The 20,886-nt window shown below is 68.3% G+C and carries 22 protein-coding genes; 16 read left to right on the forward strand and 6 right to left on the reverse strand.

Translation table 11 applies throughout. The annotated features are described in order from the left end of the window. Positions 1–90: 90 nt before the first annotated feature. From cofD to hpf, 15 genes are all read left to right on the forward strand, one after another. Positions 91–1,044, forward strand: coding sequence for a 2-phospho-L-lactate transferase (cofD, locus tag ACWESM_RS25220; RefSeq protein WP_355077377.1), 954 nt, complete (start codon positions 91–93; stop codon positions 1,042–1,044). Further along, positions 1,041–2,387 carry a coenzyme F420-0:L-glutamate ligase gene (locus tag ACWESM_RS25225; protein WP_452493903.1) on the forward strand — a complete coding sequence of 449 codons (1,347 nt, stop codon included), beginning with the start codon at positions 1,041–1,043 and terminating at the stop codon, positions 2,385–2,387. The genes cofD and ACWESM_RS25225 overlap by 4 nt, the downstream gene beginning before the upstream one ends. 34 nt (positions 2,388–2,421) lie before the next feature. After that, positions 2,422–2,940: an NUDIX hydrolase gene (locus ACWESM_RS25230; RefSeq protein WP_452493905.1), complete on the forward strand. Its 519-nt coding sequence runs from the start codon at positions 2,422–2,424 to the stop codon at positions 2,938–2,940. A 186-nt stretch (positions 2,941–3,126) separates the two neighbouring features. Continuing rightward, entirely contained in the window at positions 3,127–4,386 is a 1,260-nt protein-coding gene (locus ACWESM_RS25235) for an alkane 1-monooxygenase (RefSeq protein WP_355077149.1), read from the forward strand. Then, positions 4,383–4,556, forward strand: coding sequence for a rubredoxin (locus ACWESM_RS25240; protein WP_355077148.1), 174 nt, complete (start codon positions 4,383–4,385; stop codon positions 4,554–4,556). The genes ACWESM_RS25235 and ACWESM_RS25240 overlap by 4 nt, the downstream gene beginning before the upstream one ends. Next, positions 4,553–4,735, forward strand: coding sequence for a rubredoxin (locus tag ACWESM_RS25245; RefSeq protein WP_452493908.1), 183 nt, complete (start codon positions 4,553–4,555; stop codon positions 4,733–4,735). Before ACWESM_RS25240 ends, ACWESM_RS25245 begins: the two co-directional genes overlap by 4 nt. A gap of 40 nt (positions 4,736–4,775) precedes the next feature. After that, positions 4,776–5,396 (forward strand): TetR/AcrR family transcriptional regulator, encoded by a 621-nt coding sequence (locus ACWESM_RS25250; protein WP_355077145.1) that lies wholly within the window; start codon positions 4,776–4,778, stop codon positions 5,394–5,396. Positions 5,397–5,586: 190 nt separating this feature from the next. Then, positions 5,587–6,723 (forward strand): alkane 1-monooxygenase, encoded by a 1,137-nt coding sequence (locus tag ACWESM_RS25255; protein WP_355077143.1) that lies wholly within the window; start codon positions 5,587–5,589, stop codon positions 6,721–6,723. Positions 6,724–6,828: 105 nt separating this feature from the next. Then, entirely contained in the window at positions 6,829–8,307 is a 1,479-nt protein-coding gene (gene ahcY / locus ACWESM_RS25260; RefSeq protein ID WP_452493910.1) for an adenosylhomocysteinase, read from the forward strand. 136 nt (positions 8,308–8,443) lie between these two features. Further along, the gene (locus tag ACWESM_RS25265) at positions 8,444–9,091 is read left to right on the forward strand and encodes a dTMP kinase (protein ID WP_364432479.1); all 648 of its coding nucleotides are present in this window, start codon (positions 8,444–8,446) and stop codon (positions 9,089–9,091) included. A gap of 78 nt (positions 9,092–9,169) precedes the next feature. Then, the gene (mtrA, locus tag ACWESM_RS25270; RefSeq protein ID WP_039800350.1) at positions 9,170–9,847 is read left to right on the forward strand and encodes an MtrAB system response regulator MtrA; all 678 of its coding nucleotides are present in this window, start codon (positions 9,170–9,172) and stop codon (positions 9,845–9,847) included. Next, complete coding sequence (mtrB, locus tag ACWESM_RS25275; protein ID WP_452493912.1) at positions 9,844–11,844, forward strand: MtrAB system histidine kinase MtrB; 2,001 nt, start codon at positions 9,844–9,846, stop codon at positions 11,842–11,844. Before mtrA ends, mtrB begins: the two co-directional genes overlap by 4 nt. After that, on the forward strand, positions 11,841–13,664 hold the full coding sequence (gene lpqB, locus ACWESM_RS25280) for an MtrAB system accessory lipoprotein LpqB (RefSeq protein ID WP_356967352.1): 1,824 nt from the start codon (positions 11,841–11,843) through the stop codon (positions 13,662–13,664). Before mtrB ends, lpqB begins: the two co-directional genes overlap by 4 nt. A 219-nt stretch (positions 13,665–13,883) precedes the next feature. Beyond that, positions 13,884–14,528, forward strand: coding sequence for a ComF family protein (locus ACWESM_RS25285; protein WP_364432472.1), 645 nt, complete (start codon positions 13,884–13,886; stop codon positions 14,526–14,528). Positions 14,529–14,828: 300 nt separating this feature from the next. Beyond that, positions 14,829–15,437: a ribosome hibernation-promoting factor, HPF/YfiA family gene (gene hpf / locus ACWESM_RS25290; RefSeq protein WP_412806847.1), complete on the forward strand. Its 609-nt coding sequence runs from the start codon at positions 14,829–14,831 to the stop codon at positions 15,435–15,437. Here hpf and ACWESM_RS25295 read toward each other — a convergent pair. From ACWESM_RS25295 to ACWESM_RS25310, 4 genes are read right to left on the reverse strand one after another with little or no spacing between them, the layout of a single operon-like run. Then, positions 15,413–16,570, reverse strand: a complete 1,158-nt coding sequence (locus ACWESM_RS25295; RefSeq protein WP_364432469.1) for an MAB_1171c family putative transporter — start codon at positions 16,568–16,570, stop codon at positions 15,413–15,415. The genes hpf and ACWESM_RS25295 overlap by 25 nt on opposite strands. Then, positions 16,567–17,091: a hypothetical protein gene (locus tag ACWESM_RS25300; protein ID WP_355077130.1), complete on the reverse strand. Its 525-nt coding sequence runs from the start codon at positions 17,089–17,091 to the stop codon at positions 16,567–16,569. Before ACWESM_RS25300 ends, ACWESM_RS25295 begins: the two co-directional genes overlap by 4 nt. A 47-nt stretch (positions 17,092–17,138) precedes the next feature. Beyond that, positions 17,139–17,576, reverse strand: a complete 438-nt coding sequence (locus ACWESM_RS25305) for a hypothetical protein (protein ID WP_355077128.1) — start codon at positions 17,574–17,576, stop codon at positions 17,139–17,141. A gap of 10 nt (positions 17,577–17,586) precedes the next feature. Then, positions 17,587–18,288, reverse strand: a complete 702-nt coding sequence (locus ACWESM_RS25310; protein WP_355077127.1) for a helix-turn-helix domain-containing protein — start codon at positions 18,286–18,288, stop codon at positions 17,587–17,589. Positions 18,289–18,593: 305 nt separating this feature from the next. Here ACWESM_RS25310 and ACWESM_RS25315 point away from each other — a divergent pair, with 305 nt between their 5' ends. Further along, the gene (locus tag ACWESM_RS25315; protein ID WP_364432462.1) at positions 18,594–19,886 is read left to right on the forward strand and encodes an acetyl-CoA C-acyltransferase; all 1,293 of its coding nucleotides are present in this window, start codon (positions 18,594–18,596) and stop codon (positions 19,884–19,886) included. Positions 19,887–19,917: 31 nt separating this feature from the next. Here the strand turns inward: ACWESM_RS25315 and ACWESM_RS25320 are convergent, their stop codons facing one another. Both ACWESM_RS25320 and bluB read right to left on the reverse strand, forming a co-directional pair. After that, positions 19,918–20,088, reverse strand: coding sequence for a hypothetical protein (locus ACWESM_RS25320; protein WP_356967360.1), 171 nt, complete (start codon positions 20,086–20,088; stop codon positions 19,918–19,920). A 136-nt stretch (positions 20,089–20,224) separates the two neighbouring features. After that, the gene (gene bluB, locus ACWESM_RS25325; protein ID WP_452493929.1) at positions 20,225–20,845 is read right to left on the reverse strand and encodes a 5,6-dimethylbenzimidazole synthase; all 621 of its coding nucleotides are present in this window, start codon (positions 20,843–20,845) and stop codon (positions 20,225–20,227) included. Positions 20,846–20,886 lie beyond the last annotated feature (41 nt).

A 20,886-nucleotide genomic window follows, 5' to 3' on the forward strand; every position in this document is an offset into this window, starting at 1 on the left:
TGCCGCGAACGGGAGCCTTCGCGTCAGCGCATAGGCTGTGCGGATGTGACTGGACAACAAGCGGACGCCACGCTCGCGAACGGACCCCGGATCGCCGTGCTGGTCGGCGGTGTCGGTGGCGCGCGTTTCCTGCAGGGCGTCAGGGAGCTGCTGCCCGAGGCGGACGTCTCCGCGATCGTGAACGTCGGCGACGACGTCTGGATGCATGGGCTCAAGATCTGCCCCGACCTCGACACCTGCATGTATACCCTCGGCGGCGGTATCGATACTGAGCGCGGCTGGGGCCGGGTCGGCGAGACCTGGCACGCCAAGGAGGAGCTCGCGAAATATCATGCCCAGCCGGACTGGTTCGGCTTGGGGGACCGCGATATCGCCACGCATCTGATCCGCACCGAAATGTTACGCGCCGGATACCGGCTCTCCACGGTCACCGAGGCGCTGTGCAACCGGTGGCAGCCGGGCGTGAAACTGATCCCGGCAACCGACGATCGCTGTGAAACGCATGTCGTGGTGTCGGATCCGGACAAGCCTGGCGAACGGCGCGCGATCCATTTTCAAGAGTGGTGGGTTCGCTACCGCGCGAACATCGACACCCATGGATTCGCCACAATTGGCGCCGATGAAGCCAAACCTGCCCCAAATGTGATCAATATCATAGAATCCGCCGACGTGGTCCTCCTCGCGCCGTCGAACCCCGTCGTGAGCATCGGCGCCATCCTCGCCGTGCCCGGCATCCGGGGCGCGCTGCGCACCACCCCGGCGAAGGTGATCGGCGTGTCCGGCGTGATCGACGGCAAGCCGCTGCGCGGTATGGCCGACGAGTGCCTGTCGGTCATCGGCGTGGAGACGACGGCCGAGGCGATCGGCAGGCACTACGGCGCACGCTCCGCCACCGGCATCCTGGACGGCTGGCTGATCCACAGCACCGACACCGCCGAGGTGCCAGGGGTCGAGGTGCGTAGCGTGCCGTTGTTGATGACCGACCCGCCGACCACCGCCGAAATGGTGCGTCAGGCGCTGGATCTCGCTGGAGTCGCCCTGTGAGCACACCGACCGACCACGCGGCCGGAGAGCTGCGCATCCTGCCCGTCACCGGGCTGCCCGAATTCCGGCCCGGCGACGACCTCGCCGAGCACATCGCCCGCTGCGCGCCCTGGCTGGCCCACGGTGACGTGCTGGTGGTCACGAGCAAGATCGTCGCCAAGGTCGAGGGACGCATCGTGGAAGCGCCGCTGGACCCCGAGGAGCGCGACGCGGCCCGGCGCAGGCTCGTCGACCAGGAGGCGGTGCGGGTGCTCGCCCGCAAGGGCCGCACCCTGATCACCGAGAACAAGCTGGGCATCGTGCAGGCGGCCTCCGGTGTCGACGGCTCGAACGTGGAGAAGGGCGAGCTCGTGCTGCTGCCCACCGACCCGGACGCCAGCGCCAAGGCGCTGCGCGCCGCCCTCGCCGAACGGCTGGGCGTGACGGTCGCGGTGCTCGTCACCGACACGATGGGCCGAGCCTGGCGCAACGGGCAGACCGACGCGGCCATCGGCGCCGCGGGCTTGCGGGTGCTGCACGACTACGCGGGCGCGGTCGACGGCCAGGGCAACGAGCTTTTCGTCACCCAGGTGGCCGTGGCGGACGAGCTGGCCGCCGCCGCGGACCTGGTCAAGGGCAAACTCGGGGGTGTCCCGGTCGCCGTGGTGCGCGGGCTGCCGATCGTCGACGACGGATCGGGCGCCGCCGATCTCCTGCGCGGCGGCACCGACGACCTGTTCTGGCTGGGCACCGCGGAGGCCATCGAACGCGGTCGCAAGGAGGCGATTCTCCTGCGTCGCTCGATTCGCCAGTTCGCCGACGTGCCGGTCGATCCCGAACGGATCCGCTCGGCCGTGTCGGTCGCGCTGACCGCGCCCGCTCCGCACCACACCCGCCCCGTGCGGTTCGTGTGGCTGCGCACGCCGGAGCTGCGCGCTCGTCTGCTCGCGGCGATGGCGGAGAAATGGCGCACCGATCTGACCGCTGACGGGCTGTCGCCGGAGCGGATCGAGCGCAGGGTCGCGCGTGGGCGCATTCTGTTCGACGCACCCGAGGTGATCATTCCGTTCTGTGTGCCGGACGGCGCGCACGACTATCCGGACGAGCGCAGGCGAGCGAACGAACGCACCATGTTCACCGTCGCGGTGGGCGCGGCGGTGCAGGGCCTGCTGGTCGCCTTGGCCACCGAGGGCATCGGCAGCTGCTGGATCGGGTCGACGATCTTCGCCCCCGAGGTCACCCGGGACGTGCTGGGCGTGGCCGAGGACTGGAGTCCGCTGGGCGCCATCGCCATCGGTCATCCGCTCGAAGAGCCGACCCCGCGGCAGCCCGCGGGCGCGGGGTCCGGGCTGGTCGAGCTGTGAAGCGCCTCGATTCCGCAGTGCGAGAGTGTCGCCGGTGAGCGTGGAGTCGCTGCACGCTTCGGCCACCGAGTTGCTCGAGGCTTGGTGTCCCGGAACAGATCCGGAGCGATCGCTGCGGGAAGCGATGCTGGCCTTCCTCGGTTCGGCCCCGCGTGGTTGCCTGCGTGAGCACGCGCCGGGCCACATCACCGCCTCCGCGGTCGTCTTCTCCCGCGACGGCCGCGAGGTGCTGCTCACTCTGCACCCGCGGGTCGGACGCTGGATCCAGCTCGGCGGCCACTGCGAAGAGCGGGACGAGACGGTCGCCGGCGCCGCGTTGCGCGAAGCGACCGAGGAATCCGGCATCGCGAACCTACGGCTGGAGCCAGGGCTCTACGGCGCCCAAGCGCATCCGATCACCTGCTCGCTCGGCGTCCCCACCAGACACCTCGACCTGCTGTTCCGCATCACCGCCCCCGCGGGCGCGATCCCGGTTCGCAGCCACGAATCCACCGACCTGCGCTGGTGGCCGGTGAACGCCCTACCCGCCGACGCCGACGTGCTGCTGCGCTGAGTCGGTCCCTTCATTCCACGCCGAGCCCCGGGCGGAGTTGTCTCCGGCCGGGGCTCGGTTCGTTGGACCCGGAGGAAGTTTACAAATTGCGTGATTTGTCTAGACAAGCGACAAATGTCCGTATATCGTCCAGAAGTGAGGTAATGCACGTCACATGTGGCGTGCCCTTCGGGAATGGAGACAACGATGTCGACGCACGCGGACATGTCCGCTCAGCCGGTGGAGGTGCCGGCCTGGCGGGATCGCAAGCGCTACATGTGGCTGTGGGGCTTGTTCGCTCCGGCCGGCCTGTTCATCATCGGTCTGCCGCTGATCTGGGGGCTGAACGAGTTGGGCTGGCATCGCCTCGCGCAGGTGCCGTTCTGGCTCGGGCCCATCCTGATCTACGTATTGATCCCGATCGCGGACATCTTCTTCGGCCCGGACGGCGACAACCCGCCGGACGAGGTGATGGAGTACCTGGAGAACGACAAGTACTACCGCTACCTCACCTACCTGTACCTGCCGTTCCAATACGCCTCGCTGGTGATGGCGGCCTATCTGATCACCGCCGACGACGTGAGCTGGCTCGGCATCGATGGCGGGCTGCACTTGGTGGACAAGATCGGGCTGGCGATCACGGTCGGCATGATCGGCGGCATCGGCATCAACACCGCACACGAACTCGGCCACAAGAAGGTGGACCTGGAGCGCTGGCTGTCGCGGATCGCGCTGGCCCAGTCCTTCTACGGGCACTTCTACATCGAGCACAACCGCGGCCACCACGTGCGCGTCGCGACGCCCGAGGACCCGGCGAGTTCCCGTGTGGGCGAGACGTTCTGGGCCTTCTGGCCGCGCACGGTATGGGGCAGCCTGAAGTCGTCCTGGCAGCTGGAGAAGGCCCGGCTGGACCGGCTCGGCAAGAAGCCGTGGAGTCTGCGCAACGAAGTACTCAGCGCCTGGCTGATGTCGGCGGTGCTGTTCGCGACCTTGGTCGCGGTGTTCGGCATCGAGTTGCTGCCATACCTGATCCTGCAAGCCGTGGTGGGCTTCAGCCTGCTGGAGGCGGTCAACTACCTGGAGCACTACGGCCTGGTGCGGCAGCGCACGGCGAGCGGCAGGTATGAGCGGCCCGCCCCGGTGCACAGCTGGAACAGCGACCACATCGTCACCAATATCTTCCTGTACCACCTGCAGCGGCACAGCGATCATCACGCCTATCCGACCCGCCGCTACCAGACGCTGCGCAGCTGGGACGGCGCGCCCAACCTGCCGAGCGGCTATGCCAGCATGATCATGCTCGCCTACTTCCCGCCGCTGTGGCGTCGCGTCATGGACAAGCGCGTACTCGCGCACTACGACGGCGACATCACCCGGGCCAACATAGATCCCGGCAAGCGGGAGAAAGTGCTGGCGCGCTACGGCTCGGGTCGGGCGGAAAACGCTGCCGGAAAGGACGCGGCGTGAAAGCGTATCGCTGCCCCGTCTGTGACTACGTCTTCGACGAGGCGAAAGGTGAGCCGCACGAAGGTTTTCCGCCGGGCACCCGGTGGGAGACGGTGCCGGACGACTGGTGCTGCCCGGATTGCGGCGTGCGGGAGAAGATCGACTTCGAACCGATAGGGGCCACGAAATGAACGAGTACAAGCTTTATCAGTGCATCCAGTGCGGCTTCGAATACGACGAAGCCGAGGGCTGGCCGGAGGACGGCATCGCGCCGGGAACCCGCTGGGACGACATTCCCGACGACTGGACCTGTCCGGACTGCGGCGCCGCCAAGTCGGATTTCTTCATGGTCGAAATCGAGCGGTCGTGAGATTTTGACTGCGGCAGGCGCCCGTGACAGTGTCGCGGGTATGCCGCGCACCGGAACCAGGATTCCCTACCAGGAGGCCGCGCGGGACCTGCTGCGGACGTCGGTCCTTGACGCGATGCGCGAGCTGCTCACCGAGCGGGATTGGTCCAAGATCACGCTCGGCGACGTCGCGGCCAGGGCGGGCGTGAGCAGGCAGACCCTGTACAACGAGTTCGGTTCACGCGGCGGCCTCACCCAGGCCTACGCCCTGCGCCTGGCCGACTTCCTGGTCGATCACGTCGACGCCGCCATCAACGGCAACGTCGGTGACGTCCGCGCGGCGTTCCGCGACGGCATGGCGAACTTCTTCTTCGACGCGGCCTCCGACCCGCTGGTGCAGTCGCTGGTCGCGGGCGAGGTGAAGCTGGATCTGCTGCGCCTGATCACCCTGGACGCGGGGCCGTTGCTCGAGCACGCGACCGCGCGGCTGTCGCGCGCCTTCCAGTACAGCTGGGTGGCGTCGACGGCGGCCGAATCGGACGTCATCGCGCACGCGCTGGTGCGGATCGCCCTCAGTTACATCCCCACTCCGCCCGGTCCGGGGCGGGACGCGCCCGCGGAATTGAGCGCGCTGCTGAGTCCCTACGTCGAAGCGATCCTGGCCGCGCGGGTGCAGAGCTGAGCCCGCGCGGGCAACCGGCGCGCGACTGGCGCATATGCAGCACATTGAAAACCGACTGCGTAGCTTGTAATAGCGATCATGTCTCAACCCACCACTTGGTTGTAACAGACAACAACTCAAGAAGTATTCTCATGCGACGGTGTTCGGGTCTTCTTCGAGTGGGGCAAAAGTGCAAACGGTTGGCAAACCCGTGGGATCGCCCGATCCCAAACGCCATCTGTGGGTCCTCGGCTTGCTTCCGCCTGCGTCCGCGTTGCTGCCCTCGCAGTTGGTGCTGCACACCGGCATCCCGATCTTCTGGTGGATCGGCCCGATCATCGTGCTGATCGTGATCCCGGTGCTGGACTGGTCGATCGGCGTGGACGGCAACAATCCGAGGGACGAGGACTACGAGCGGCTCTCCAACGACCGGTACTACCGGTGGTGCACCTACCTGATGCTCCCCGTGCAGCTGATCGGCTTGGTGATCGCGAGCTACATGTGGGCCGGGGACGAACTGAGCGTGGTCGACAAGCTGGGTCTGGCCGCCACTCTCGGATTCGTCAGCGGTATCGGCATCAACGCCGCCCACGAGCTCGGGCACCGGGTCGAGCGCCTGGAGCGCTGGCTGGCCAAGATCGCGCTCGCCCAGTCCGGATACGGGCACTTCTTCGTCGAGCACAATCGCGGCCATCACGTGCGGGTGGCTACTCCGGAGGATCCGGCCAGCGCGCGCCTCGGCGAGTCGCTGTGGGAGTTCTTGCCGCGCAGCGTGTCCGGAAGTTTCCGCTCGGCGATCGTCTTGGAGCGCGAGCGGCTCGCACGCAAGGGCAAGGGTTGGTGGAGCGTGCAGAACCACATCCTGCAGGCCTGGTCGATGACGCTCGTGCTGTTCGGCGCCTTGGTCGCGGCGTTCGGCTACCAGGTGCTGCCCTGGCTGCTGCTGCAGGCCGTGATCGGCTTCGGCCTGCTGGAGACGGTGAACTACGTCGAGCACTACGGCCTGCTGCGGGCGCGCCGCCCGAACGGCATGTACGCCCGCTGCTCGCCGCGCGACAGCTGGAACAGCGACCATCTGGTCACCAACATCTTCCTGTTCCACCTGCAGCGGCACAGCGATCACCACGCCAACCCGGGCCGCCGCTACCAGACGCTGCGCACCTCCGAGCAGGCCCCGCAACTGCCCGCGGGCTACGCCGCCATGATCGTGCTGGCCGCCGTCCCGCCGCTGTGGCGGCGGATTATGGACGGCCGCGTGCTCGCCCACTACGGCGGCGACATCACACTGGCGAACATTCAGCCGCGTAAGCGGCGTCGCATCCTGGCGGCCCGCGGCGTCACGGCGTGAGCCGAATCCGAGGCCGGTCCGCCCGTCGGAGGGACGGCCGCGTAAACCGCACCCCGTCGTGAGCGACTAGCCTTGCCTCGGTACTTGCCGAACCAGGAGAGGCTGATGACCACCTCAGAACTTCGCACGTCGTTGACCGCCGATGTCCGCAACGGCATCGACTACAAGGTGGCGGATCTGTCGCTGGCCGATTTCGGCCGCAAAGAGATCCGTCTGGCCGAACACGAGATGCCCGGTCTGATGGCGCTGCGCCGTGAGTACGCCGAGGTGCGGCCGCTGCAGGGCGCGCGCATCTCCGGCTCGCTGCACATGACCGTGCAGACCGCGGTGCTGATCGAGACCCTGACCAGCCTCGGCGCCGAGGTCCGCTGGGCCTCCTGCAACATCTTCTCCACCCAGGACCACGCGGCGGCCGCCGTGGTCGTCGGCCCCAGCGGCACCGTCGAGGAGCCGAAGGGCACCCCGGTGTTCGCCTGGAAGGGCGAGACCCTGGAGGAGTACTGGTGGGCCGCCGAGCAGATGCTCACCTGGCCGGGCGAGCCGGCCAACATGATCCTCGACGACGGCGGCGACGCCACCATGCTCGTGCTGCGCGGTGCGCAGTTCGAGAAGTCGGGCGTGGTGCCGCCGGAGGACGAGGACCACTCGGCCGAGTACAAGGTCTTCTTGAACCTGCTGCGCGAGCGCTTCGAGTCCGATCGCGGCAAGTGGAGCAAGATCGCCGAATCGGTGCGGGGCGTCACCGAGGAGACCACCACGGGCGTGCTGCGGCTCTACCAGTTCGCGGCGGCGGGCGAACTGGTGTTCCCCGCGATCAACGTCAACGACTCGGTCACCAAGAGCAAGTTCGACAACAAGTACGGCACCCGCCACTCGCTGATCGACGGCATCAACCGCGGCACCGACGTGCTCATCGGCGGCAAGAAGATATTGATCTGCGGCTACGGCGATGTCGGCAAGGGCTGCGCGGAATCGCTTGCCGGACAGGGCGCCCGGGTGCAGGTCACCGAGATCGACCCGATCAACGCGCTGCAGGCGCTGATGGACGGCTACGACGTGGTGACCGTGGAGAAGGCGATCGGCGAGGCCGACATCGTCATCACCGCGACCGGCAACAAGGACATCATCACCCTCGACCACATGAAGGCGATGAAGGACCAGGCCATCCTCGGCAACATCGGTCACTTCGACAACGAGATCGACATGGCGGCGCTGGAGCGTTCCGGCGCAACGAAATTGACGATCAAGCCGCAGGTCGACCTGTGGACGTTCAAGGAGACCGGCCGCTCGATCCTGGTGCTGTCGGAGGGGCGTCTGCTCAACCTCGGCAACGCGACCGGCCACCCGTCGTTCGTGATGTCGAACAGCTTCTCCAACCAGGTGATCGCGCAGATCGAGCTGTGGACCAAGCCGGAGGAGTACGACAACGAGGTCTACCGGCTGCCGAAGCACCTGGACGAAAAGGTCGCGCGCATCCACGTCGAAGCGCTCGGCGGCGAGCTGACCAAGCTCACCAAGGACCAGGCCGAGTACATCGGCGTCGACGTCGAGGGCCCGTACAAGCCGGATCACTACCGCTACTGAACGCGCTGCCGGTGTCCCCGTCGACGGTCGGCGGGGACACCGGCGCCCGTCACCTCGCGCCCGCCCGCAGCGCCCGGCATCCACGCTGGTCAGCCGCTGCGGGCGTCCGGTGTGCGGCGGGGTAGTGTGCCTGGTCATGGGAGTGCTGATAGCGGTCGAAGGGCTCGACGGCGCGGGTAAGCGGACGCTGATCGAGCGGGTGGTCGCCGATCTGCGTGGTCGCGGACTGCGCGTCGCGACGATGGCCTTCCCGCGCTACCGCGTCTCGGTGCACGCCGATCTGGCCGCCGAGGCGCTGCGCGGCGCGCACGGCGACCTCGCGGGCTCGGTCAGCGGCATGGCTCTGCTGTTCGCGCTGGACCGCGCGGACGCCGCGGACGGGCTGTCGAAACTGTTGGCCGACAACGACGTTGTGCTACTCGATCGCTATGTCGCTTCCAACGCCGCCTATTCGGCCGCCCGGCTTGGGCAGTCGGCGGACGGCGAAATCGTTACATGGGTGGGCGAATTGGAGTTCGGCAGATTCGCTCTGCCCGAGCCCGCGCTGCAAGTGTTGCTGGACGTGCCCACCGAGCTCGCCGCCGAGCGTGCCCGCAGGCGTGGCGAACTCGACGCCGAACGCGCGCTCGACGCCTACGAACGCGACGGCGGTCTGCAGCATCGCACCGGCGCGGTGTACCGTGAGCTGGCCGAACGCGACTGGCGCGGACCCTGGTGGACATACCGATCCGACGACGGTCCGGCGGCGCTGGCCGCGCGCATCGCCGAAATCGTTGGTCGATAAGGTTGGTTGTGCCGCGGGTTCACACCAGTGTTGGCGTGGCGGCCCGATCCTGGCCTGGGAGATGACAACATAGTAGTTATGAAGCCGAAGATTCTGGTCGTCGACGACGATATGGCACTCGCTGAGATGCTCACGATCGTCTTGCGCGGGGAAGGGTTCGACCCGCACGTGGTCGGCGACGGCACACAGGCCCTGGCGGCGGTTCGCGAGATCCGCCCCGATTTGGTGCTGCTGGACCTGATGCTGCCCGGCATGAACGGCATCGACGTGTGCCGTGTGCTGCGGGCCGATTCCGGAGTTCCGATCGTGATGCTCACGGCGAAGACCGACACGGTCGACGTCGTGCTCGGTCTGGAGTCCGGTGCCGACGATTACATCGTCAAGCCCTTCAAGCCGAAGGAGCTGGTCGCCCGGGTGCGGGCCCGTCTGCGCCGCACCGAGGAGGAGCCCGCCGAGCTGCTGTCGATCGCCGATATCGTGATCGATGTGCCCGCGCACAAGGTCAGCCGTGGTGGCGCGCAGATCTCTCTGACGCCGCTGGAGTTCGACCTGCTCGTCGCCCTGGCCCGCAAGCCGCGCCAGGTGTTCACCCGTGAGGTCCTGCTCGAGCAGGTCTGGGGTTACCGGCACGCCGCGGACACCCGCCTGGTGAACGTCCATGTGCAGCGGTTGCGGGCGAAGGTGGAGAAGGATCCCGAGAACCCGGAGATCGTGCTGACCGTCCGCGGTGTCGGTTACAAGGCCGGACCGCCGTGATCCATGGCGTCTTCGCGCGTCTGGAACGATCGCTGGCTCCGGTGGTGGCCTGGTTCCAAGCGGTCGGCATTGCCCTAGGCCACCTGTGGCGTCGTTCGCTGCAGTTGCGCGTCATCGTGTCAACGCTGACGCTGTCGCTGATCGTCATCACGATCCTCGGTGTGGTGCTGACCAGCCAGATCACCGACCGGCTGCTGGACGCCAAGATCAACGCGGCGGTCGAGGAGATGGACCGTGCGCGTAACACGGTCGAGAGCCAGCTGGCCGGTGTGCACGACATCGGTGCTCAACCGCAGCGACTGGAAGAGGCTCGCAACGCACTGTCCAATCGCGGCGGCAGCGGCCAGTCCACCGGCGCCGCGGGCAGCTTCGTCTCGGCGCTGAGCGTCATCGGCGGGATGCCGCCGCAGCAGATCCCTCGCGGCCCGATCCAGGAGGTGCCCGACGAGCTGCGCCGGTTCGTGCAGCGCAACCAGGTCAGCTACCAGTTCGCCACCGTCGAGGACGCGGATGGCTACAGCGGTCGCGCGCTGATCATCGGCAGCCCGAGCGCCGAGGTTCCGACCCTGGAGATCTACCTGATCTTCCCGCTGGCCAACGAGGAACGCAGCCTGTCGCTGATGCGCGGCACCATGCTGGTCGGCGGCATCGTGTTGCTGGTCCTGCTTGCCGCGATCACCGCGCTGGTCACCAGGCAGGTGGTGCTTCCGATCCGCTCCGCGGCCAGGATCGCCGGCCGGTTCGCCGACGGCAGGCTCAAGGAACGCATGCTGGTACGCGGCGAGGACGACATGGCTCGGCTGGCTCAGGCGTTCAACGAGATGGCCGAGAGCCTGTCCAACCAGATCACCCAGCTGGAGGAATTCGGCAATCTGCAGCGCCGGTTCACCTCCGACGTCAGCCACGAGTTGCGCACACCGCTCACCACCGTGCGCATGGCCGCCGACCTGATCCACGGCAGCAGCGACGACCTCGACCCCGCCTTGGCCCGCAGCGCCGAGTTGCTGGTCAACGAGCTGGACCGGTTCGAGGGCCTGCTCAACGACCTGCTGGAGATCAGCAGGCACGACGCGGGCGTCGCCGAACTCCAGGTCGAATCGCTGGACGTGCGGATGTGCGCGCGGGCCGCGATCTCGACCGTGCGCCACCTCGCCAAGGACGCCGGGGTGGAGATCATCAGCGACATGCCGGAGGATCCGCTCGTCGCCGAGGTCGATCCGCGCCGGGTGGAGCGGGTGCTGCGCAATCTGCTCGCCAACGCGATCGACCACAGCGAGGGCAAGCCGGTGCTGATCCGGATGCGGGGCGACGTCGAGAGCAACGCGGTCGCCGTCGTCGTGCGGGACCAGGGCGTCGGCCTGCGCCCCGGCGAGGAGAAGCTGGTCTTCAACCGGTTCTGGCGTTCGGACCCGTCGCGCATGCGCCGCTCCGGCGGCACCGGCCTCGGTCTGTCGATCAGCGTGGAGGACGCGAACCTGCACGAAGGCAGACTCGAAGCCTGGGGTGAGGTCGGGATCGGCGCCAGCTTCCGCCTGACGCTGCCGCTGGTGCGCGGTAAGAAGCTCGGCCCGAGCCCGCTGCCGCTGGAGCCCGCGCGCAAGACGATGCACGTGGTGGAGCCGGAACCGCCCGCCGATCGCGACACGACCGATACGGCGCTGCCGGTCGCCGCCGAGCCGGGCGCCGCGCAGGTGACCGACGCCGCGCCACAGGGCGCGCACGCGGGCACATCCGATCCGGTCGGCGTGCGTGCGGAGGGCGCGAGCGAGGTGGCCGAGACCGACAGCGATGAGCTGGACGGCACGGACGTCGAAGGCGGCGCGGCCGCGGAGCCGAGCGTGAGCGAGTCGTCCGGAGCGGCCGACGGTACGGCGACGCCCACCGACAGCGCCGCGGCCGAAGAGCCGCTCGCGTCCGGGGCGAACGGATCGCCCGCCTCGGAGTCGGCGCAGACCGGGGGCGGCGCGGCGCGCGAACCGGGGGACGTACAGTCATGAGAATGCGTGTCGGATCTGCGCGGATGCGGCGGCTGACCGTACTGACAGCGGCGGTCCTCGCGGTCGTGATGCCGCTCACCGCCTGTGCCAGCCTCCCCGAGTCCTCCGCGCCGGAGGCGCTCGGCACCATCAATCGTGAGCCCACCTCCGAGGGCCCGCCGGCCCCGCTGGCCAACCGCGATCCGGATCTGCTGCTGCGCGATTTCCTTCAGGCCACCGCCGATCCGGCCAACCGGCATCTGGCCGCAAGGCAATACATGACCCCTGCGGCCTCCACCCAGTGGGACGACGCGGCGGGCACGGTCATCGTCGAGAAACCGGACACCCTGCGGGAGTCGCGTTCCGGGGACAAGGCCAACTATCTGATCCGCGCGCGCAAGGTCGGCGAGCTGTCCGCGGACGGCGGGTACCGGCCCAACGACGACATTCCGTTCGTCGAGAACAAGATCGAGCTGACCAAGATCAACGGCGAGTGGCGCATCGACGAGTTGCCCGACGGCGTGGTCATGGACTCCACCGCGTTCTTCAAGTCCTACCGCCGCTACGCGCTGTACTTCATCGATCCGGGCGGCAATATGGCCGTGCCGGACCTGCGCTGGCTCGCGGTGCCGAAAGCGCAGCTGACCCAGCGATTGATCAGCTCGCTGCTGGAGGGGCCGCAGCCCGCGCTGGCGTCGGTGCTGCACAGTGAGCTGGCGCCGCCGATCGCGGTGCGCGGGGCGATCACCAAGGCCAACGGTGATCCCGACGGCGTCGGCATCGGGCTCGGCGGTGTCCGGATCGATTTCGCGGGCGCGTCGGCGCTGAATCCGCGCGAGCGCGAACTGCTGGCCGCGCAGGTGGTGCTCACCTTGTCCAGCGCCGACATCCTCGGGCCGTACATGCTGTTGGCCGACGGCAAGCCGCTGGACGAGCGCTTCGCCGCGAACGGCTGGAGCGTGGCGGACGTGCAGCAGTTCAATCCGGCGACCGCCGCGCGCAACCAGGTCGGGCTGCACGCTCTGCGCGGCGGCGGGCTGGTGCAGATCGCCGACAACGGCGGTATCACTCCCGCTCCGGGCTACTTCGGCGGAGTGAACAACCTGCAGTCGGCGACGCTGTCCGCGGACGGTCAGCTCGTCGCCGCGGTGGCGGAAGCCGGACGACCGCCGGGCGCGCCGTCGCGGATCTTGATGGTCGGCACTTACGGCGGCAACGCTTTTCCGGTGGCCGATGGCTTCACCATCACCCGGCCCTCGTGGACGGCGGACGGCAGCGCGGCATGGGCGGTGGTCGACGGTGACCGGGTGATCCGCGCGGTCAACGACCGCGGCACCGGAAACGTCTCGATTCAGAACGTCGACATCTCGAGGTTGACGGCGGCATCCTCGGCCACGGCGCCGCGGCTACCGATCACCGAACTCCGGATCTCCCGGACCGGGGCGCGGGCGGCGATGATCGCCGACGGCCGGGTGTACGTCGCGGTCGTCGCGCCGCAACCGGACGGGAAGCTGGCGCTGACCTCGGCGGTGCCCGTCGGTGTCGGACTCAGCACGGCCGCGGTGTCGGTGGACTGGCTGGACGCGGACACGATCATCATCGCGCGCGAGGGGAATGTGGACCCCGTGAGTACGGTGTCGGTGGACGGCTCGGAGCCGACCCCGTTGACGTCGCAGAATCTCACCGCCCCGGTGCGCTCCGTGAGCGCGAGCCCCGACCATCAGTACGTCGCCGACTCACGTGCGGTGCTGGAGCTGACCTCCGCCCCGGACCAAGGCCAGCCCTACTGGCGTGAGGTGCCGGGTCTGGGCGCGAACGCCACGCCCGTCCTGCCCGGCTGAGCGGCGACCTGTCGCGGGGAGTACGCGAGGCCGGCCGCACGTCGGCACTTCGGAAGGCTCGCTCACACTCGGAAGAATCCGGCGCGGGCGCGCATGGCGGTTCGAGCAGGGAGCGAGCGCAGCGTAAAAGACTTCGCCGCAAGGGCATAGCGTTCTGCCAGGTGCATGCTGTCGACATGATCGAGCGATTCTGTCAGGGGGCGGGCGCACACTCGGTCGATGCGAACCCTGCTCGATCTGGTGTTGCCCGCCGCCTGTGCGGGCTGCGGACGTTCCGGAGCCGATTGGTGCGCCGATTGCGCCGTCACGTTGGCCGGTCCGCCGGTGCGGGTGTGGCCGCGCAACGACCCGGGCATTCCGTGCTGGGCGCTGGGGCCGTACGCAGGGCCCGCGCGGCGGGCGGTGCTCGCCGCCAAGGAACGGGGACGACGGGATCTGGCGCTGCCGCTCGGAAAGGCGTTCGCGGGCGCGCTCGCCGAACTGCGTTCGCCGGGTGTTCCGTTGGTACTGGTGCCCGCGCCGAGCCGACGCGTGGCGGCGCGGCGCCGGGGCGGCGATCCGGTGCTTCGCTCGGCGTCGGTAGCTACCCGATGGCTGCCCAACTGCCGAGTGGTGCCGGTGTTGCGAGTGGGGCAAGGGGTGCGCGATTCGGTGGGCTTGACACCCGCCGAGCGCGCTCGCAACCTGAAGGGGCGGGTGACCACGACGCCCGGCCCTGCCGCGGACTGGGGAGTACCGGCGAATGCCGAGGTAGTGCTGGTCGACGACGTGCTGACCACCGGTGCGACGGCCTTCGAGTCGGTGCGCGCGCTACAGCGCGCCGGGTTGCCGACACGTGGCGTTCTGGTTACTTGTGCTGCTTGACTCCGGGAAATTTGCGTGAACACTGGCGATCAGCCCGTCGGCGGACTAGCGTCGCGGACACACACCCGAACCGCAAGTTTGGAGGTGGCGCCTCGGACGTCTAGTGCCGAGCAATCGTCGTTCGGCACGGTTCAATCCCGCCGCACTGGAATCGGTCGGTGCGGCCAGATCCGGGAGGTACGCGTGACGACTTCTTCACGACCTTCAGTGAAAGATCCCGCTGCTTCGGTGCTGGAGCCCAGCACCCAGGAAGCACTCGAGCAACCCACTGCGGAACGACCACGAGCGCCGCGCGGCGACATCGTGGTGAAGGGCCGCAACGTCGAGGTGCCCGATCATTTTCGTATCTACGTCGCGGAAAAACTCTCCCGATTAGAACGCTTCGACCCGTCGATCTTCCTCTTCGACGTCGAGCTGTTCCACGAGCGCAACCGTCGTCAGCGCAAGAACTGTCAGCGCGTCGAAATCACCGCGCGCGGAAAGGGTCCCGTCGTGCGGGCCGAGGCCTGCGCGGACAGCTTCTACGCCGCATTCGAGTCGGTTACCGCGAAGATGGAGAGCAGACTGCGCCGCACCAAGGACCGGCGCCGGGTGCACTACGGCGACAAGACGCCGCTGTCGGTCGCCCAGGCCACTGCCGATCTGGTGGACGACTCCCTGTTCGACCGGCTCGCCGAGTCCGGCGCCGCCCACGCGCACCAAGAGCGGGAACCGGAGTACGAGGAGGGTCCCGGCCACATCGTGCGCACGAAGGAGCACGCGGCGACGCCGATGTCCGTCGATGACGCCCTGTACCAAATGGAGCTCGTCGGCCACGACTTCTTCCTGTTCCAGGACAAAGAGACCGACCGGCCTTCGGTGGTCTACCGTCGTCACGCCTTCGACTACGGCCTGATCCGCCTGGCCTGACGAAACGGAAACCACCCGTCCCCACTTCTCCGGGCATTCGGCTCACCGGCCGGATGCCCGGAGATTTTCGTCGATGCGCCCTCGGCGGGCCAGCGGCGGGCCAGCGCGAGCAGCAGCCGCAGATCCGAGTCGATGTCGCCGACGGGCAGCCGCACGGGCTGGTCGAACTGCCGCGGGGTCACGGCCGCGCCGTTCGTCTTCGCGGCGATGGCCTGCACGATCTGTTCCACGTAGTCCGGCCGGCTCGTCTCCCCGGGCAGGTAGTGCCGCAGGTGCATCAGGGCATCGCGGATCTCCACCGTCATCCGGATCAGCCGCGCTTCGGATCCGAGGGGGATGTCCGGCTCGAGCACGACCTCGGGCACGGCCGCGGTGAGATCGCGCCACAGCGGCCGCAGGCGACGGCAGTACCGTCCGGCGCGGTCCCAGCCCGCGCGGGCCCGCAGCCCGGCGAGCAGCGGCACGGCGAGCAGCGCCGCGCCGAGCGTCGAGGCGGCGAAAGTCGGTGCCGCCCAGCGCACCATGGCCGGGTCCGCGGCCGTACCAGGCGCCGCCAGCCGCACGGCGGAGACGACCAGGCCCGCGGAACCGACGACCAGCGTCGCCAGCAGGGTCGCGTAGACGATCCGTTCGGCGGCGGTGGATTCGGCCGAGCGCAATTCGCGCAGTGCCGCGCGCCAGGCCAGCCGACCGGCGGCGAGCAGCGGAAGCCACAGGATCGACCAGACCACTACCGTCGGCCAGTCCGATGCTTGCCCCAGCAGCCTGCCCTCCTGTCGGGCCGGAGTGCCGACGGCAAGGATGATCGCGCCACCCACCAGTCCGGTGAAGTCGTAGACCCGCTGCCGAGCCGATGCGGAGACCGGGTCGGCGCCCGACCACAGCCGGGCCGCACCGTACAGACCGGCCACCTCCATCAGCAGTGTGACCATCGAAAGCTGGTGCAGCAGACTGCCGATCCCCGGAGCGACGCCGCGCTCGAGCAGGACCAGCGTGGCCGTACCCCACAGCAAGGCTCGATTGAGCAGCCGGTCGACGGCGGCGTGGTGCAGCACGATCAACCGTCCGAGGACGACCACTGCGACGAAGACGATCAGCGGTATCGCGATCGGCGCGGGGATCGGTGAGTTCACCGCCGCCGGTCGCGGAAGAACGTGCGGTGCAGCAGCGAATCGCGACGCGGTGGACGCATGGCGTGCAGCATCACCATGTCGGCGAAGGTCTCCGCGTCGCGCTCGCGCAGGGTGCCGTAGTCGGTGCGGCCGAGCACGTGGGCGATCGACTCGGGCGAGATCGAGGGCAGCAGGTCGGCGACCGCCGCCACCGTCGGCGTGCCCGCGGGCGGCTCACCGGGCCGGTGCTGCTCCGGGCCGTGCCCGAGCAACATGTGCCCGAGTTCGTGCACGATGATGTGCTCGGCATGCCATTCGGTGGTGTCCGCGCCGTAGACGATGACGTCGCTGTCCTGCTTCGCGATCCACAGGCCGCTGCCCGTGCCGCAACCGGTGCCTGCGAGCAGCGCGGTATCGATCGGCAACAGGCTGATGCTGCGACCACGGTGCGCCGCGACGGCATCGAGGTAGGTCTGCAGATTCCATGGGTGGGGTATCGGGAGGTCCCGGGTCAAGCTCCGGAACCGGGCCTGGATGGCCATGTGATCGGTCTCCTACAAAAGCTCAGTGGCCCATGTAGGGAAGCATGTTACCGACTCGGCGGCATCGATCCTTCTGTGCTCTGGATGATCCTGGCGAGCATGGCCCGATCGATGTTCGAACCGCGCAGCGCGACGCTGGCGACGTTCGCGTCTCGCATGGTGGCGAGGAGTTCGAGTTCCCGGTCGATCGCGTCCGCCGCGGGTCCGCGGGTGAGCAGATAGTCGGCCGCCACGCCGAAACTGCGCGCCACCGCCGCGAGGATCTCGACATCCGCTGTGGCGCCCGCGTTCCGGTCGTCGAACTCGCCGTCGCGCAGGCGCTCCAGGTAACCGGGCGGCACCGTGCGACCGAGGAATTCGCCGATCTGCTCGGCGACGGATTCGGTGCTGCGTTCCGGTGCGTTGCGCGGATGCACGACGGAGAACAGCCGATTGATCTTGTGGCTGAGGGTCAGCTCCGGGCGATTCGATCCGTGGTCGGTCATGGCTGCCTCGTCACTCGCCGTTTCGAACCGCTGTCGTGGCCAGGTTGGCCGCCAGCCAGCGTGCGCGGAATCGGGCTTCGGTCGCTGCATCGATATCCTCCGATCGACCGGCCAGCCAGCGGCGGTACCGGCGTTCCTGTAGCTCGTCGGGGTCGCTGGACTCCGCGGGGACCGCGAGCAAGTGCGCGAAGGCCATTTCCACCAGCGGATGCAACTGCTTGCCCGGTCCACCGTTGCGTTCGAGCATGGCGGTCGCGTATCGCGCCGACAGCTTGGAGACCACCCGGTTGAGTTCCGCGATCGCGGCGACCACCTGCGGGTCGGTGGTGCGGCCGTGCTCGACGGCGTCGTTGAGACTGCCCGATGCCGCGAGAAGGCCGGTCAGGTCGGAGATTTCGAAGCGGATCGCGTCCGGCCCCGCCACCACCGAGTCGCCCGCGCCGCGCGCGGAGTTCGCGGGTTCGTCGGCGGCGGGTACGCCGCCCGCGTAGGTGCGTGCGGCACTGCCCGGCAGCCATCGCAGCGGCGCGTCGAGCTTGTTCAGCGTCTGCATGCTGATGGTCGCTTCGCCGTCCTCGATCTTCCTGATGGTCGGCGCCGAAGGTCCCCCGAGGTCGCCGATCTGTAGCTGGGTGAGGCCGAGCTCGTCCCGGCGTTCTTTGATGATTCGCCCGAATCTCTTCTGCCGCGACAGCTCCGAAGGGCTATGCATAGTGCGTTCATGGTAAGCCGATGGGAGGCTCAAGGCAAACAAATAGAAACTATTTGGAAAGTTAGTCGAAAGTTTGTTACGGTTCTTTGCGTCGGATGACGGAGTGCATGCGACGGTTCCGGGACGGGCAGGGGCGTTCGCCGGGACGGGCGTCTCGGTCCGTCGCGCAACGGCGCGCGGCGGACCGGTTCAGCGGCGGTGGAGGGGATCGTCGCTGCGTCGGGGTTCACCGTCGGCGAAGGGGGTCGACGGTGAACTTACTTTGAAGTAAGTTTGGTGGTCCCAGGCTTTCGAAAGGAAATCGCATGGCCACCAGAGCTGCTCGCCGTGCTGTGATCGTGTCCGGTGCGCGCACGCCGTTCCTGCGTGCGTTCACCGGATACACCCGGATGGACTCCATCGCGCTGGCCGATGCCGCGGTCCGTGGACTGCTGGAGCGCACCGGGCTGCCCGGTGCGGAAGTGGAGGCGATCGTGTGGGGCGGGGTCATCCTGCCCAGCGCGGCGCCGAACATCGCCCGCGAAGTCGCGTTGGACCTGGCGCTGGACCCGGGCTGTGAGGGCTACACCGTGACCAGGGCCTGCGCCTCCGGTCTGCAGGCGGTCACGTCGGCGGCGGCCGCGATCGAGCGGGGCGAATACGACGTCATGATCGCGGGCGGCAGCGATTCCACCTCCAACGCCGAGGTCAAGCTGCCGCAAAAGGTCGTGCACGCGGCGGCGCCGCTGGCGCTGGGCAAGCCGAAGCCGAAGGACTACTTGTCCGCGGTCGCGCGCTTGGCGCCGTTCACCGACCTGCTACCGAGCAGGCCCAAGATCGCCGAGCGCACCACCGGCGAGGTGATGGGCGAGTCGGCCGAGAAGATGGCTCGTATCCACGGCGTGAGCCGCGCGGACCAGGACGAGTTCGCCGCCCGCTCGCATCACCGCGCGGCGGCCGCCATCGACTCCGGCCGGTTCGATGACGAGGTGCTGCGGATCCGCACGCCCGAAGACGCGGAGATCCGGCGCGACGGTCTGGTGCGCGGCGACACCAGCGTCGCGAAACTGGCCGCGCTGAAACCGGTTTTCGCCGCCGACGGCAGCGTGACCGCCGGCAACGCCAGCCCGCTCACCGACGGTGCCGCCGCGGTGCTGCTGATGAGCGAAGAGAAAGCGCACGCCCTCGGATATCGGCCGCTGGCGGCGTTCCGGTCGTGGAGCTACGTGAGCGTCGACCCGGCCGATCAGGTGCTAATCGGGCCGGCCATCTCGATGCCACGCGCGCTGGAGAAAGCCGGAATGTCCTTGGCCGACGTCGATCTCGTGGATATCCACGAGGCCTTCGCCGCCCAGACCTTGGCGGTGCTTACCGCACTGGCCAGCGACGAATGGGCCAAGACCAGGCTGGATCGCGATACCGCCGTCGGCGAGGTGGACGTCGACAAGCTGAACGTGCACGGCGGCTCGATCTCGCTCGGTCACCCGTTCGGCGCCACCGGGGCGCGCATGGTGACCACCATGGCCAACGAACTGACTCGCACGGGCAAGAACGCGGCCCTGCTCGGTATCTGCGCCGCGGGCGGCATCGGCGCATCGGCGGTGCTCGAACGCGTCTGAGGCGACGTATAAGTGGCCCTGCCGGAGCCTCTCAGGCCTTGCCTGTGAAGCCCCGGCGCTTGCGCCCCTCGTCCGCGAGGATGCGCAGACAGGTCTGGTGCTTGGTCTCGCCGGGGACGCCTTCTCGACGCAGGCGCAACGTCGCCTGTGCCAGATCGATGCCCAGCTCGCTGGACAGCCGAACAGCATCGACATTGGCCATTGCACAAACCTCCTGGAACCGACGAAAACCACGATGAAGCGCACTGCGTAAGTGACAGTTTCGCCCTTGTCGTACCCAGTGGGGATCCGATTGAAGCATGAACGATCCGCACATTTGGGTAACGATGCGCGGAAGGTCAGCCCCGATAGGTCTCGCGGTGCACCGCGTCCGTGAGGGGTCTGCCCGCGCGCCAGCCGAAGCGCTCCAGATCGGGAATGCGCTGGAACTCGCGCACCGGCCCGACGCACAGCCAGGCGACCGTGCGGACGCCCTCCGGGAGGCCGATCAGATCGGACAGGAAACCGGGATCGTAGAACGACACCCACCCCACGCCGATGCCTTCGGCGGTGGCGGCCAGCCAAAGGTTCTGGATGGCGAGAACCGCGGAGTAGATACCGGTTTCGGGCACCGTGGCCCGGCCGAGCACCTGCGGCCCGCCGCGATCGTGGTCGTAGCAGACCACGATCCCGGTACCGCTCTCCGAAATGCCCTCGATCTTGATCGGCTCGAAGGTGGCGGCGCGCTCGGGTGGCAGCGCGTCGTGGAACTCGATGCGCTTCTGTGCCACGTGTTCGGCGAACTCGCGCAGCGTCGCCGGCTCGCGGACCACCACGAAATCCCAGGGCTGCGAATTCCCGACGCTCGGCGCCCGGTGCGCGGCATCCAGCAGCCGCCACAATGTCGCATCGTCGACGAGTTCGCCGGTGAACTCCGCGCGTACGTCACGACGGCGCCGGATGGCCTCGTAGACGCTCAGAACTTCAGCATGCACCGTCCGAGTCAATCAAACCCGGCGAA

The sequence above is a fragment of the Nocardia sp. NPDC003999 genome (genome assembly GCF_053604885.1).

Coding starts and splice junctions, on each gene's coding strand:
- ACWESM_RS25265 (WP_364432479.1), top strand. CDS start 8,444: ATGGGAGTGCTGATAGCGGTCGAAGGGCTCGACGGCGCGGGTAAGCGG.
- mtrA (WP_039800350.1), top strand. CDS start 9,170: ATGAAGCCGAAGATTCTGGTCGTCGACGACGATATGGCACTCGCTGAG.
- ACWESM_RS25285 (WP_364432472.1), top strand. CDS start 13,884: ATGCGAACCCTGCTCGATCTGGTGTTGCCCGCCGCCTGTGCGGGCTGC.
- ACWESM_RS25320 (WP_356967360.1), bottom strand. CDS start 20,088: ATGGCCAATGTCGATGCTGTTCGGCTGTCCAGCGAGCTGGGCATCGAT.
- ahcY (WP_452493910.1), top strand. CDS start 6,829: ATGACCACCTCAGAACTTCGCACGTCGTTGACCGCCGATGTCCGCAAC.
- ACWESM_RS25305 (WP_355077128.1), bottom strand. CDS start 17,576: ATGACCGACCACGGATCGAATCGCCCGGAGCTGACCCTCAGCCACAAG.
- ACWESM_RS25310 (WP_355077127.1), bottom strand. CDS start 18,288: ATGCATAGCCCTTCGGAGCTGTCGCGGCAGAAGAGATTCGGGCGAATC.
- ACWESM_RS25315 (WP_364432462.1), top strand. CDS start 18,594: ATGGCCACCAGAGCTGCTCGCCGTGCTGTGATCGTGTCCGGTGCGCGC.
- lpqB (WP_356967352.1), top strand. CDS start 11,841: ATGAGAATGCGTGTCGGATCTGCGCGGATGCGGCGGCTGACCGTACTG.
- ACWESM_RS25250 (WP_355077145.1), top strand. CDS start 4,776: ATGCCGCGCACCGGAACCAGGATTCCCTACCAGGAGGCCGCGCGGGAC.
- ACWESM_RS25300 (WP_355077130.1), bottom strand. CDS start 17,091: ATGGCCATCCAGGCCCGGTTCCGGAGCTTGACCCGGGACCTCCCGATA.
- ACWESM_RS25235 (WP_355077149.1), top strand. CDS start 3,127: ATGTCGACGCACGCGGACATGTCCGCTCAGCCGGTGGAGGTGCCGGCC.
- ACWESM_RS25245 (WP_452493908.1), top strand. CDS start 4,553: ATGAACGAGTACAAGCTTTATCAGTGCATCCAGTGCGGCTTCGAATAC.